At 58.0% G+C, this 14,170-nt stretch carries 12 protein-coding genes and 1 riboswitch; of the genes, 2 read left to right on the forward strand and 10 right to left on the reverse strand.

Annotation, left to right across the window (positions count from 1 at the left end; translation table 11 throughout):
• Positions 1-7 precede the first annotated feature (7 nt).
• From CBW65_RS02695 to CBW65_RS02735, 9 genes are all read right to left on the reverse strand, one after another.
• A complete protein-coding gene (locus tag CBW65_RS02695) occupies positions 8-940 on the reverse strand; it encodes a hypothetical protein (RefSeq protein WP_087455472.1) in 933 nt (310 codons plus the stop codon).
• 210 nt (positions 941-1,150) lie between these two features.
• Entirely contained in the window at positions 1,151-3,484 is a 2,334-nt protein-coding gene (locus CBW65_RS02700; RefSeq protein WP_087455473.1) for a lanthionine synthetase LanC family protein, read from the reverse strand.
• Positions 3,481-4,593, reverse strand: a complete 1,113-nt coding sequence (locus tag CBW65_RS02705; RefSeq protein ID WP_087455474.1) for a phosphotransferase family protein — start codon at positions 4,591-4,593, stop codon at positions 3,481-3,483. Before CBW65_RS02705 ends, CBW65_RS02700 begins: the two co-directional genes overlap by 4 nt.
• A gap of 120 nt (positions 4,594-4,713) precedes the next feature.
• Positions 4,714-5,229: a hypothetical protein gene (locus CBW65_RS02710; RefSeq protein WP_087455475.1), complete on the reverse strand. Its 516-nt coding sequence runs from the start codon at positions 5,227-5,229 to the stop codon at positions 4,714-4,716.
• A 144-nt stretch (positions 5,230-5,373) separates the two neighbouring features.
• Entirely contained in the window at positions 5,374-6,567 is a 1,194-nt protein-coding gene (locus CBW65_RS02715) for a hypothetical protein (protein WP_087455476.1), read from the reverse strand.
• A gap of 156 nt (positions 6,568-6,723) precedes the next feature.
• Positions 6,724-7,755 carry an LLM class flavin-dependent oxidoreductase gene (locus CBW65_RS02720; RefSeq protein ID WP_087455477.1) on the reverse strand — a complete coding sequence of 344 codons (1,032 nt, stop codon included), beginning with the start codon at positions 7,753-7,755 and terminating at the stop codon, positions 6,724-6,726.
• Positions 7,756-7,786: 31 nt separating this feature from the next.
• On the reverse strand, positions 7,787-9,676 hold the full coding sequence (locus CBW65_RS02725) for a bifunctional homocysteine S-methyltransferase/methylenetetrahydrofolate reductase (RefSeq protein WP_269767996.1): 1,890 nt from the start codon (positions 9,674-9,676) through the stop codon (positions 7,787-7,789).
• A 138-nt stretch (positions 9,677-9,814) separates the two neighbouring features.
• Positions 9,815-9,934: riboswitch (SAM riboswitch) on the reverse strand.
• A 73-nt stretch (positions 9,935-10,007) separates the two neighbouring features.
• A complete protein-coding gene (locus CBW65_RS02730; protein ID WP_087455479.1) occupies positions 10,008-11,513 on the reverse strand; it encodes an aldehyde dehydrogenase family protein in 1,506 nt (501 codons plus the stop codon).
• A gap of 75 nt (positions 11,514-11,588) precedes the next feature.
• Positions 11,589-12,134: a GNAT family N-acetyltransferase gene (locus CBW65_RS02735; protein ID WP_087455480.1), complete on the reverse strand. Its 546-nt coding sequence runs from the start codon at positions 12,132-12,134 to the stop codon at positions 11,589-11,591.
• Between the two features lie 186 nt (positions 12,135-12,320).
• Between CBW65_RS02735 and CBW65_RS02740 the strand changes: the two genes are divergently transcribed.
• Positions 12,321-12,779, forward strand: coding sequence for a peroxiredoxin-like family protein (locus CBW65_RS02740; protein WP_087455481.1), 459 nt, complete (start codon positions 12,321-12,323; stop codon positions 12,777-12,779).
• Positions 12,780-12,811: 32 nt separating this feature from the next.
• Here the strand turns inward: CBW65_RS02740 and CBW65_RS02745 are convergent, their stop codons facing one another.
• Positions 12,812-13,441 (reverse strand): nitroreductase family protein, encoded by a 630-nt coding sequence (locus CBW65_RS02745; RefSeq protein WP_087455482.1) that lies wholly within the window; start codon positions 13,439-13,441, stop codon positions 12,812-12,814.
• Positions 13,442-13,510: 69 nt separating this feature from the next.
• On the opposite strand from CBW65_RS02745, the gene CBW65_RS02750 reads away from it, so the two are divergent.
• Entirely contained in the window at positions 13,511-13,981 is a 471-nt protein-coding gene (locus tag CBW65_RS02750) for an NUDIX hydrolase (RefSeq protein WP_087455483.1), read from the forward strand.
• Positions 13,982-14,170: the final 189 nt, after the last annotated feature.

Below are 14,170 nucleotides of genomic sequence, written 5' to 3' on the forward strand. Positions count from 1 at the left end.
GTTTGAATTACCCGCCAATCGGATCTCCCGGATCGCCTTCCGGTAGGGAGTAACTGCCATAGAGTGTTGCTTGCTGGTTCACCGCATCGACAATGCTTTGGATTTGCGCATGGTTCAGCAAAGCGCCGCTTGCTGTGCGGGCGTTGGAAAGCCCTGTTTGGTAAGCAGTTGCATACTCATGATAGGCAAATTCGATGCCTGCCTCCTGCAAAGCAAAATGTGTGGCAACCGGGTCGCCTGCGGTGATCTTGTCGTTTACGTTGAGCGTGATCGGGGACAGCGAATTGATTCCAGTCGGGATGGCCAGAGATACATAGGGGCTGGATGCCGCACCTGTCCCCCCTAAAACGAGGTATTGGACGTCGAGATGAGACAGGCCGTCTACCTTATTCACCGGCAGATAGACGGTGACAGTCCCTTCCACACTGCTGTTGTTGCGGCCGATCGCCAGTTCATTCGCGTGATTGAAGGGGTGGTCGATTTGGACAAATGCATATGCCGGCACATGGGACACCGTAACCTCGACCACATCTCCAAGATAATGAGCAGCCGTTGTGTCTGCTGCGACCGGGCCTGGAGGAATCGTTGTCACCGCGCGCGCTACGCGGGCACTTTCCGTTTTGTCCGGCTGTGTCAGTGTCACGTATACGTTGCTCAGATCACCGAAGCCCTGCGGTAGTTCAAGGGTAGCGCCTCTCCAATACACGCTGCCTGCTGCAAGCAGCGTGCCGCCTGTTTCAGCATCATAAATTTTGACCACACTTCCCGCGTCTGCTGCGACATTCACATAGTCAGATCCGTCAAAATGATTGGTTATCGTGATCGAAGTCTCCAGTGGGGCCGGGGTAGCCGTTTCATCCAGCGCAGAAGCCTGCACCGGTTGTGTGGCTGCAACCATTAGCAGTGCGGCAGTTGCTAATAATTTGATGTACAATTTCACAATGATACCTCCCAAAATAGAATCGCTTTGATATGTGATTTAACACTTAAATCAAATTACAAATATATCATAATGGAAATTCGGTATCCGTGCAAGAATATTTTGGAAAAAACGGCGTCCAGATCGAGATGGGAGAATCGGACCTACTTTATCTTCCAGATTTGCAAGTAGATTTTTCCAAGAAAGAGAAAACAAAAAAACCTGCTGTTTTTAACGCAGCAGGATTTCCTTGTTTTTTATCGTTTTACCGGGCAGCAAAACGGACGGGATCTGCGGATCATACAGCCGCAAATAAAACAGGCCGATCCCCGCATCGCCGAGCAAGAGCCCGGGCGTCTGGCCGCCGCTGTTCGTGCCGCCCGGCCATGGCAGGCCGCGCTTGGCATACCGCTCGATGCCGCTGTGCGCCGCCGCTTCTGCGGTCGGAACGCCTGCGAACACCTCGCGACCCAGAGCCTGCTCGCCCCAGACGAGCACTTCCGCATTGCCTGCCAGGCCGTGGCAGAGCGAGTAGTTGCCCGTCCCCTCTTGCAGCATGCGTTCGACGTGCTGCTTGGTCGTGCGCAGAGCGGTCAGCGCCTGCTCACGGTACAAAGCGTTGCCCGTCACCTCATACGCATGCAGACGGCTCAGCGCAATGCCCGGCGCGCCGTGGCACCAGTAGGAAACGCAGGAATGCGTCTCCCCGCGCTTGGCAGGTCCGGTGACGCCGCGAAAATCCGGCCAGTTGTTCCGCTCCGGCACGAAGCAGCGCTCTTCATAAGCGAGCGCCCCTTCTGCAGCCTGCAAGTACCGCTCCTCCCCCGTCGCCCGATACAGTTCCAGCAGCGCATACGCCGCCCCGGCCGCACCGTGTGAAAATCCGGTCAGGTGCCGCTGGCTCAACTGGCGCGGGTCCGGCCAGGAATACAGCCCGTCGGTGCGGTCGGCCATCTTCAGCAAACGCTCGCCAAACTGCACCGCCAAGTCGAGGTGTGCCGGCTCCTCCAGCAGCTCCCCGAGTGACAACAGTGCCGTCACAGCGCCCGCACTGCCGGAGATGATGTCAAATTCCCTTTTGTCCGCACGGTGGCGAACCGTTCGTGCCAGCAGTTCCCGCGCCTGTTCCACGAGCTCTTCGTCTTCGCAGAGCAAGCCGCCGCGTGCAGCCGCATACGCGATGCCCGTCCACCCGGTGTACAAGCCAGAACGCATCGCAGGCGCGATCTCCTGACGCTTCGCCAGCGCCTGAGAGATCGCTCCCAGCGCGGCTTCCCGCAGCTCAACATCGCCGGTCACCCGGTACAGCTCGGCCAAAAACAGCCCGATCCCGCTCGTGCCGTTGTAGAGGTTGCTGCCGAGTGTGCGGTAGTTCGAACCTTGTCCGGCAAACGCTTCCCCGTCATCGCCCATCCACGTCCAACGCCCGCCGGAGCGGAAAGCCTGCTCCAGCAACTGCGCGGCGATCTCCTGTGCGGTGCCCAGCAGTGCCTGCCTTTCCAGTGACCCTTCTTGACGTGCAAACGCCTCCGTCCGCTCCAGCGCTTCCACCTGCAGCAAGACGTCGACCCGGTCCATCCTGTACATATCCTCTGCGCCCGGATTGAGATACGGAGCGTCAAGCCGAATCCCGTCCTGCATAAAGCGCTCCCGCACACTCTGCATCCGTTCATCAACTGTCAGCTTCCCCTGTTCAAACGCCAGCAACAGCCCCTCGGCCAACAACCGGCAGCGGTGCATGCCGAAGCTCTCCTGATCGCCCGGGTCTTCCGAGCAGCCCAAGCCGTTCGCCAGCTTTTTGGTAAACGCGGGCACAGCCGATTTTAAAAATGGGGCAAGATCTGCGTACAAACGGCTCACCAGTTCCATCACGGCGGCAAAATCCCGTTTGTCCACATAGAGCACTCCGGCGTCACAGCGGTCGTACAGGTGCGGACGACTCAACACTTTCAGGCGAAACGGAATCTCCGCTGCGTTCAGCGCGGAGGTGAGCGTTTGCATCAGCTGCGGCGCACCTTGCGGAACCAAATTCCAGTACAGGCGCACCACTTGCTGGTGGGCGTGGTCAAACAGATCGCGGTCGCCAACCGCCATGTAAAAGCCCGGTGAGAGGCTGAGAAACTCTTTGGGAAAACGCAGCTTGATCGTCTGCCCCGCCTGCAGGTCAACGCTTGGCATCGCTTGCTCCAAACGGGCATGAACGCGCAGCCCGTGCTGCTCAACGACGATGCGCCCTTCCGCATCCCGAGGCTGCAGCACCGCCCAGCCATCTTCCCAGAATCCCTTGCCTGCATTGGCGGCAGACAGCGTTTCCACAAAAGCGGCCGAACTTTCGCCATACGCGGGCGCGTTGCGTTCAGACTGCAAGGAACCCGGGCAATAAAAGCGCGCATAGAGCCTGTTCTTCAATTGGTAAAGAAGATAATCTCGTGCTGTTTTCGAAGTGAGTTCTTTCCGAATCCGTTTCGACAGCGGATCGGAAGCATGGCCTTGCAGCGTAAATCGGGACGCGGAGATCTCGGTCGCTGCCACCGCCTCGCGAATCAGAAGTTCGTATGCGTTCATCGCGCCGCCCCCGCTTTCCGTGGAATTCCCAGCACCTGCACCGCCGCCTGTTCCGGGCGTTGCAGCATGTTTGCGCTCATCTGCAGGAAGCAGATCATATTGCCGGTCGGCTCGATCGACGACTGCATCGCCTCATAGGCGGAGAGCACCAGCCGTGCCGCCGCATAACGCACCGAACGGATCAGCTTGCGGTCCTGTTCCGCTTCTGTCAGCCCCATCCGCTTGCAGTACGCCTGCCAAAATGCACGCAGGGCCGGATGCATGGTGTGAATCGGATGTTTCGCCAGCTGCAGCGCCCGTTCCGGCGGGGTGTCCCCGGTGATCGGGATCGAATGCAGCCAGGCGCTTAAAAAGGAGCTGAACATCGAGCCGACATCCCAGCAGGAGTCGCCCGATGCGGCCAGTTCCCAGTCGATCAGGCGCAGAGCTGGCCGTTTTTGTGCAATGAAATCTTTATCGTCAGGCACAACCAGAAAGTTGTCCCATTTCACGTCTTGATGAATCAAAGTATCGGTCGTCCATTCGCGATGCAAGAGCTCCAACGCGTCGCAAAACGCGGGAAAGCGCTGCATGATTTTCACCAGCCGCAGATTGGCCGAGGAGATGCCATGGTAGATGCTTTGCGCAGGCTGGTGCAGTTTTAAGATCCACGGAGGATCGCTTTTCGGCAGAAGATCGAGCCCGTTCCGGCACAAGTGCAGGCGGCCCAGCGCATCGCCAGCTTCCCGGGCGAGCTGCACCGGAAAACGGCCTTTTTGGCGATAGAAAGTATCACCGAGAGTGGACGCCCCGCGCAGCAGTTCGATGACCAGAATGCCGTCCGCGTCGTCGTAGCTGTAATAGCGCGGCAGGTACACTTCCATGCCGCTGTCCTTTCCGCCGCCTTGCTGAAAATAGCGGTAGAGAAACGCTTCCTGTGCGGTCAGCTCTTTTTCCTCGGCGGATTTGCCCGCTTTGAGCAGATAGGAGCGGCCCTGTTCGCGGATCACTTGAAAATTGAGATTGCGCCGCGTCACGTCCAGCACGGAGATGTTGCCGTTCACTATGTGTTTTTCCTCCAGCAGCCGGTGGGTCAGGAGGTGGTGAATCGCTTTTTGTCTGGTCAGCATGACACAGCCTCCGTTTGCTAGGGTGATCTTGGGTGATGCAGAGGAAGAGGAAGAGGAAGAGGAAGAGGAAGAGGAAGAGCATGTCTCCCCTCCTCTGCACAGGCCAAGATGGTGATGCGATTACGGACAGCCTTTTTCGGACGGGCAGGCGCGCGAACAGTCCTCGTTTTTGGTCGGGCAGCGGTCTGACGGGCAGAACGACACACTGACGCACAGCGGCGTCGGCGGCGGACATCCTCTGACCGACGGGCAACTGCGGATCGACGCGATCACCGTGCGGCAGACGACCGTGGTCTGCACATGCACCCCGCCTTCATCGGTGAGGTTGTTCGTGTGCGATGCGCTGTCTAGGAAACCGGACATGATGTCACCCGACAAAAATTCGGCCTGGACTTGCTGCACGCTGGTCTGCGTGCGCTCCAGAGCGGCGTCAGGCTTGACCCACAGGGTGGCTGCGCTCTGCTCTTCCTCCGGCATGACAGCATGCAGAATGTCCTCTTCCCGAATCTCCACAAAATCGTTCAGCTCCGGCGTCAGATAGAGCCGCCACTGGCCGTCTTTGGGACTGTGCCCCAAAGATCCGCTCAGGACAACCGCATCTTCCGGCAGTTTCGCATTCGGATCAAACTCGGTCATCGTTTTCTCCTCCTACTTTAGAATCATAAAAAAGTATTATTCTGATTCATTAGACCTATTCAACAATTCAGTAATTTTTTCCTTCCCAAGAAAAAACTGACGCCTGTTGGGGACAGACGTCAGCTTTTTTTGTGACTGGTGGACTTATAACATCGGGATGGTGACGGCCAAGCTTGGGCTTTCGGCACCGTGATCGTCTTCATTGCGGATGAAGAACGAGACGTTCAAGACGCTGTTCTCGCTGGTCGGAGTGCCGTAGACAGGGATAGTGAAGGTGCCCGTCTCACCGCTGTCATTGTAAACGCCGCCGCGCAGATCGGAACCGGCCGGACCTTGGACATTGACGTAGACGCCGGCCGGCACGTTCTCGACGACCACTGCGATCCCGTTCGCATCACGGTTGACGTGGATCTGTTCGGCGAGCGGAGCATCCGGGATCACCGGGCAGGTAAATGCGGTGCGCGCCCCTTCCGTTTGGCCGGTTTTGGTCAAGGTGACGTAGACCGTTTGCATCCCGTCGAGACCTGCTGCCAGCTCGATCAGCGAATACTGGCTCTCATCAATCGTCGCTTCGCCCAGCAGCGTGCCTCCAACTGCTGCGTCATAGACGCGCGCGGTATACCCCGGCAGCCCGTACACCGAGACCGTGTCGGAGCCGGTGTAATAGTTCTCCAAGGTGACAGCTTTCTGTACATCCAGTGTGACCTGCACCGGAACCAGCGCTGTTTCGGCGTGGTTGATCAAGTAGGAGACGTAGACGGTTTCCGGCAAGGTGTCGGCGTTGAACATGATCGAAACGGGCGCTGCCGTGCCTTCCGCGTTGAAGTTGCCCGCCAGGAATTGCGTTGCACCTGCCGACTCATACACATAGACCTCTGCGCCGGACGGAACGTTTTGCACCGTGACTTCATACAGGCCGTGCCCGTAGGCAGCTGTCAGATCGTTGGCAGCAGGAGCCATCTCCGGTGTTGCCGTCGGGACGGCGGCGACCACTTTGTCGCTTTCCGCTTCGCCCGGAGCTTGCGCGGTGACGTAAATGTTCGTCAGATCGCCCAGACCCGCTTCGATCAAGACGGTCGCCAGCTCATAGTTGGGCACCCCATCACGGTCATAGTCGATGCCTTGCGAAATTCCCTCCGCCAGTTGCGTGTACACGCCATTTTCCAACTTGTAGACGCGAATGACCGTCCCAACCGGTGCGGGGACTTGCACCCGGTCGGCAGCGTTGGTGTAGTTGTCGATATGAACGTGCATCGTGGTGTCGGCTGAGACCCCAACAGGCGTTGCAAGCGAGGTGATCAGAACTGCTGCAGCCAATAACTTCGTAAATTTGCGCACAATAGTACCTCCAGATAAATGAAATAGGAACAACAACAACCACTCACATTGTATTACATTATCTGGTAATCAAACACGTAAAAATTGCTATTTTGGAAGTTTGTTACAAATAAAAAAACCACCCGTAGAGGGTGGTTGGACGCACTGCGGAATCACTTATTGAAACTTCGGCATGACGTCTGTCGCAAAACGCTCCATCTCCTCGAGCTGCGGGGAGAACTGCAGGAGCAGCAGATCGACGCCTGCTTCCTCATACTCTTTGACGCGTGCGGCGATCTGTTCCGGGGTGCCGACGAGGTTCGGGCGCAGGCCGCGGTTGGAGACGCTGTAGTCTTGCAAGGTCAGCTTCTGCTCCAGCTGGGACTTGTTCACAAAGTCGCCAAAGCCCGCGTAGCCTTTCATCGCATCTTCGCTTACGGTGGTGATGCGCTCAAGTTCCGCCTGCGCTGCCTCTTCCGTATCGCGGCAGATGACGTAGGCTGCCATGCCAAACGACTTGAACGGCTCCAGACCCGCTTCGGCGCGGCGCGCTTTCATGTCGTCGATCTTCTTCTTGACCTCTTCCGGCGTGCCGCCATGCATCACATAGGCATCACAGTGCTCTGCGATCAGCTTCTTGCCGCGCTCGCTCTCCCCGCCCGCGTACAAAATCGGGTTGGGACGCTGCACCGGCTTGGGCGACAGTTTGGCATCTTCGACGTTGTAATAACGGCCCTTGTAGCTGAACGACTCCTCTGTCCACATGCCTTTGAGCACATCGACAAACTCCTGCGTGCGCTCGTAGCGCTCATCATGTTCGGCAAAATGCCCGCCGTATTGGCGCGCTTCTTCCGCCCACCACGCTGAAACGATGTTCAAAGTGAAGCGTCCGCCGGAGATCTGGTCGATGTTCGCCGCCATCTTTGCCGCCACCGCCGGGTTGTGGTAGCCGGGGCGGATCGCCGTCATGATCTCGATCTTTTCGGTCACCGACGCCAGTGCCGCCGCCGTGCTCCACGCTTCCAGCACATCCTGCTCCACGCCTTTGATGTCGTTCAAATACAGCTCGGCGATCAGCGTTGTGCTGTAGCCCCACTTTTCGGCCGATTGAATCACCGTTTTTGCATAGTCGAACGTGGACGGCATGTTTTCATTTTCTACATTGCGCAGCCATCCGCCGAAGATCGGCAGCCAAAATCCAAATTTCATTAGGTTCATCTCCCCAGATCATGTAGATCGTTTAAAAAGTGCTTGCCCGGCTGGTGACCTGTGTGATCTCGCGGACGTGTTTGGTCAGTTCGACCGTCATTTCGAAATAATTGAACGGCGTGATCAGATAGATGCCGTTATAATGTTTGACCGCTTCATCGAGCAGCTCTTTGCACATCTCGACGCCTTCTGCCCGTGCAGCCGCGCCTTCGAAGCGCTTGATCCGCTCGCGGGACTTTTGCGAAATCTTGATGCCTGGCACTTCGTTGTGCAGAAACTCGGCGTTGCGCGTCGAGGTCAAAGGCATGATGCCGATGAAGATCGGGACTTTGATATGCGCGGTCGCTTCTTTGATCGCCAGCATCGTTTCCAGATCGTACACCGGCTGGGTCATGATGTAGTCCGCCCCCGCTTCGACTTTGCGTTCGAGGCGGGCGACCGCCGCGTCGAGGTTGCGCACATGCGGGTTGAACGCTGCGCCGCAGACGAAGCGGGCCTGATTCTTCATCGGACGCCCGGAGAAGGCGACGCCTTGGTTCAACTGTTTGACCATGCGGATCAGATCGAACGACGTCAGGTCAAACACGGTGCTCGCCCCCGGCAGGTCGCCGACGCGGGCCGGATCGCCGGTGATGACGAGGATCTGATTGATGCCCAGCGCATGCAGCCCCATCAGGTGCGACTGCTGCCCGATCAGGTTGCGGTCGCGGCAGGCGACGTGCACGACCGGCTCGATGCCCAGCTCCCGTTTGATGATCGAGCCAAGCGCCATGTTGCTCATCCGCGTGGTCGCCAGCGAGTTGTCGGCGATGGTGATCGCGTCCGCCCCCGCCTTGTACAGCTCATGGGAGCCTTCGACATAGCGCTCCACATCCAGATCGCGCGGCGAGTCGAACTCGACGATGATCGTGTGCCGTTTCTCCACGAGGTCGACGATGGTCGGCATCTCGCTCTGCTGGAAGCGCACCACTTCGCGCTCAAACACTTCGATGCGCGGGGCGTTCTCCGGGTTGACACGCGGGCGGCGCTTCAGGCCGGACACGGCGCCTGCGATCGCCTGGATATGCTCCGGCGTTGTGCCGCAGCAGCCGCCGATCAGCGATACGCCTTGCTCCCACAGTTTGACCGCACTATCTCCAAAATACTGATAATTGGGCTTATAGGCAAACTCTCCGTCGACGATCGCCGGGCGGCCTGCGTTCGGGAACGCCGACAAGCCCAGCCCTTCCGGCACCACCGCCCGCTCCAGCGCCCGCAAGATCTCGGCCGGACCGAGGCGGCAGTTCAGGCCAACCATGTCGGCGCCCGCTTCTTTCAATTTAAAATACGCATCGCTGAGCAGGTAGCCGTCCCGGGTGCGCTCGACATCGAGCAGCGAGCACTGGGCGATGATCGGCACACCGGAGGATGCGACGAGCGGACGCACCACGTCGAGCGCGAGGAGCAGTTCTTCCAGATCGAAGAACGTCTCCAGCACCAGACCGTCCACGCCTTCGTGAAGCAACGCCACCGCCTGTTCCTCAAAAGAGTCGCGGAACTCTTCGACATTGGCGGTCATCACGCGGGCCGCCGCGATCGAGCCGATGCTGCCGACGACAAACGCATCCGCTTCGGCGATCTCCACCGCCTGGCGGGCAAGCTGTACAGCCGCGCGGTTGATCCGCGTCGTCTTGCGCTCCAGCCCGTAGCGGGCGAGCGCTTCGCGGTTCGCCGCGTAGGAGTTGGTCTCGATCACCTGCGCTCCTGCACGCAAGTACGCCATGTGGGCTTCGCGCACCCACTCTTGATTTTTCAAACACAACTCCTCGGTTGAAGAGCCGACCGCATGGCCTTGCTGGTACAGCCACGTCGCCATCGCGCCGTCGCCGATCAGCACGTCTGTGCCAAGTTTTTGCCGAAACAACTCATGCCGACTGCTCACGCTGCATCCTCCCTCTCTTTGTCGTAGTGCTTCGATGTAGTAGTGCTCCGATAACGGAATAAAGTCCGAATATAAAAGAAAACGCCTCTTCTTTGGCATAAGAAGAGGCGTGAATACGCATAGGAAAACTGCGAACCTCTCTTATCTGCCAAGCCGCATCATCATGCGGCCTTGCTGGAATTGGCACCTAATCGCAGCTAGTTGCTACCGGTTGCCGAGGCTTCAAAGGGCCAGTCCCTCCACCTCTCTGGATAAGAGCTTGCTTACTATGTGGTTGCAGTTAGAATAGCACCGTTTCTCGTTGTCTGTCAATGGTCGTTTCGGCTCTGTTTTAGTTGTAGTTCAGCCAGATGCTCTTGATCTGCGTGTAGTTCTCCAGCGCGTATTCGCCCATCTCGCGCCCGATGCCCGACTGCTTGTAGCCGCCAAACGGCGACGCTGCGTCAAACATATTGTAGCAGTTGATCCAGACGGAACCTGCCTTCAGCTTGTGCGCAACATTAAACGCCGTGTTCATGCTTTGCGTCCAGACGCCGGCTGCGAGGCCGTAGGTGGACAGGTTGGCGCGCTTGATCACATCGTCGATGTCGTCAAACGGCATCGCCGCGACCACCGGGCCAAAGATCTCTTCCTGCGCGATCGCCATGTCGTCCTGCACATCGTAAAACACGGTCGGGCGGACAAAATAGCCGTTCGCGAGGTCGCCATCCGCACGGGAGCCGCCCGTCGCGACTTTTGCCCCCTGCTCGATGCCTTTTTCAATGTAGGAAGTGACGCGGTTCAACTGCTCGCCGGTCACCAGCGGCCCCATCGTCGTTTTCGGATCAAGGCCGTGGCCTTGGCGAACCTTCTTGTCGGCATAGGACACCATGTCGGACAAGGCGTTGTCATAGACGCTCTTGTGGATGTACAGGCGAGAACCTGCCGAGCAGACCTGGCCCTGGTTGAAGAAAATCGCCTGCATCGCGCCCGGCACAGCACGGGTGAAGTCAGCATCCGGGAACACGATGTTCGGGCTCTTGCCGCCGAGCTCCAAGGAGACGCGCTTCAGGTTGTCGGCCGCATAGCCCATGATCAGTTTGCCGACTTCGGTCGAGCCGGTAAATGCCACTTTGTCAACGTCCGGATGGGTCGCCAGCGCTTTGCCTGCCGTTTCGCCGAAGCCCGGAATGATGTTGACGACGCCCGGAGGGAAGCCTGCTTCCTGGATCAATTTTGCCAAATACAGCGCGGAGAGCGGGGTCTGCTCAGCCGGCTTGAGCACGACCGTGCAGCCGGTCGCCAGTGCTGCGCCGAGCTTCCACGCTGCCATCATCAGCGGGAAGTTCCACGGGATGATCTGGCCAACGACGCCGATCGGTTCGCGGCGGACGTAGTTGTGCATGTTCGGCACGTTGACCGGAATCACGTCGCCGGAGATCTTCGTCGCCCAGCCTGCATAATAGCGGAAATGCTCGATGGTCAGCGGCACATCCGCGTGTTTCGCTTCACGGATCGGCTTGCCGTTGTCGAGCGTCTCGATCTCGGCAAAAACATCGGCGTCGCGCTCGATCAGGTCGGCCAGCGTATAGATCAGGCGGGCGCGCTCCTGCGGCTGCATCCGCGTCCACGGGCCGTCTTCAAAAGCGTCGCGGGCAGCAGCGACCGCGCGGTTGATGTCTTCCTGATCGCCTTCCGATACATAGGCCAAAATTTCACCGTTTGCCGGGTTGTAGGTCGGGAAAGTCTTGCCGCTGGCCGCTTCGACAAACTGGCCGCCGATGAACAACTTTTTGATCGTCTTGGATTTTACAAAATCCGCCGTGCGCGGATTGAGTTGAAATGCTGTGGTTTCCATTGATGCGCCTCCTCAAGTCGGGTATGTAGGAGAATGTCCCACTCTCAACCTATGAGGAGTCTAGCAGAGGTATGACTAGTCGATGTCGATGCCCATGAAAATCGCGTCGTAAAATGTCCCATCGAGATACATCGACCGGCGGTGCACGCCTTCCTGCACGAAGCCGAGCTTTTTGTAGACGTGGATCGCGCCGTGGTTGTCAACGCGTGTCACCAGGTTGATCTTGCGGACGATCCCGGTCGATTTAGCCCAGTCGAGCAAGAGGGTCAGCATGTGGGAGGCGATGCCGTGGCCCCAATATTTTTCACGGACGGTGATGCCGAATTCACCGACGTGGCGCGAGCGCTGGCGGTGTCCGCCGGCGAAGTTGTTGACCGAGGCGATCTCCCCGTCGATCAGGCCGATCAGGAAAATTTTGTTGTCGCTTTGGATGTGGTCTTCGATGATCGCAACTTCCTGTTCCACAGTCGTGGTAAATTCGCCCGGGCCAAATCCGAGATAAGGGCTTTCGTAAGGAACTTGCTGCAGGTAGGCGACGATCGCGGCAGCGTCGTCCGGCGCTGCTTCGCGGATCGTCAGCGTGCGTCCGTCTTTCAGTTGGTGGGTGCGGGTGGTGTCCATGATCTGTCCCCTCTTGTCATCTTTTATCCACCATTATAGCGTTTGTTTCGGGTAAAATGAGAGCAGGAGGTGTGCATCATGGACTTTTTGTTAGACGCACCAAATTCACAGGAGCAAGTCGCGCTCGATCAACTGATCGGCGAACAGCGCATGCTGCTTGTGCTCTTGCGCCACCTTGGCTGACCGCTGTGCAGAAGTTATCTCGCGCAGTTGCGTGAGTCCGCAGAAGAGATTACCCGTCACGGGGTGAAGATCGTCACCGTCGCTCCGGCGCCGGGCGACCAGTTGGCCCCGTTTATTGAAGAATACGGACCGTATCCGTTCCCGCTGTACGGCGACCCTACGAACGCCTTGTACCTCGCGCTGGGCAGCCGCCAGATGAGCAAATGGGACATGGTCAAGCTCGTCACCCGCGGCATCGTCACAGGCGGCGTCAAGATCTCCGAGATCGTGCCGAAAGACCCAGAGCAGCGCGAGATCTCGATGAAGGCGGCGAAGACGCAGGATGTGGCGCTGCAAGGAGGCACCTGCCTCTTGTCGGCAACGGGCGACATGCTCTGGCAGCATCGCGACCAGACGCCCGATGACCATGCGACGATCCCGATGATTCTCGAGCAGATTAAGCAAAACGACCCGGTCCTGTAAGGACGGGTCGTTTTCTTTATCCTGCTCAAAAATTACTCAAAGCGCTCCGAAATCACCAGCTCGGACAGCGGAAGGCGCACAGAGTCATGGCCTTTTTCGGTGCCTTTGCCCAAGGTGATCATCATCGTCGGGAAGAAGCGGGACGGGATGTTCAGCTCGGCGACCAGCTGGTCGCGGTTGAAGCCGGCCATCGGGCAGGTGTCATAGCCGAGAGCGGTCGCCGCCAGCATCAGCTGCATCGCTGCGAAGGAAGAGTTGATCAGCGCCGCATCGTGCCCAAACTGCGGCGGGTTGTTGGCGTAGGTCGGCTTGATTTGGCCAAGCAGCATGTCGGCGATCTCACGGGTCATGTTGCCCGCTTCCACCGCTTGGTTGTAGATCATGTCGGCCGCCTTGTCCGCTTCCTGGTCAGCCAGGATGATGATCACAGCCGGAGCGTCGACCACTTGCTGCTGGTTGTACGCGGTCGGCAGCAGCTTCTGCTTGTTGTCCTGGTTGGTCACCACGAGGAAACGCCAGTGCTGCAGGTTCCACGCCGACGGAGCGGTCGCAGCCAGCTCGAGGATCTGGTTCAGGTCCTCCTGCGGCATGGTCGGCTCGTATTTGCGTACAGAATGACGGGTACGCATCGCCTCTTGGGCGGTCATCTGTTGTTGCGTCATCGAAAACACCTCTTGTCCTGTTTATGTACTCGGCTTATCATAACAAAGTATACAAAAACGAGGTGACACATGGCAAACTACATTCAAGACCTGCGCGAGCTGGTTGGCAACACCAAGGTGATTCTGGTCGGCTGCGGCGTGCTCGTGTTTGACGCAGATGGCCGCCTGCTGTTGCACCGCCGCACCGATAACGGCAAATGGGGCATTCCCAGCGGCTTCATGGAACTCGGCGAAAAGGCGGAAGAGACGGCACGGCGCGAAGTCTATGAAGAAACCGGCCTGCGCTTAGGTAAATTGGACTTCTTTGGCATCTACTCAGGCAAAGAGCGCGAAGTCACTTTGCCCAACGGCCATGAGCTGATGGCGGTGAAAATTGCCTTCACCTGCCGTGACTACGAGGGCGAGCCGCACGTCAATGATCACGAATCGCATGAAGTGCGCTTTTTCCCGCTGGAGGAGTTGCCCGCCGATTTCAATCCGACACAACTGCATTACCTCGAGGACTTGTTGTCGGGCGAAACGCCGCCTTTCATTAAATAATTGTCAGACACTATTTTCCCAGCCTTCCGACCATCGCAGGAAGGCTTTTTTGTGCGAATATAGTAAAGAGGTATTTTTCTATTTACCTTGAAGTAGTGATGGCTCCGCATAAATTCGCTCTCTACATTGAATGGAGGACCGATGAATTTCTTTCATAAGTTGCTTAACAAACAGTTTCCTGCCATTTGT

Source organism: Tumebacillus avium, from assembly GCF_002162355.1.
Classification (GTDB): domain Bacteria; phylum Bacillota; class Bacilli; order Tumebacillales; family Tumebacillaceae; genus Tumebacillus_A; species Tumebacillus_A avium.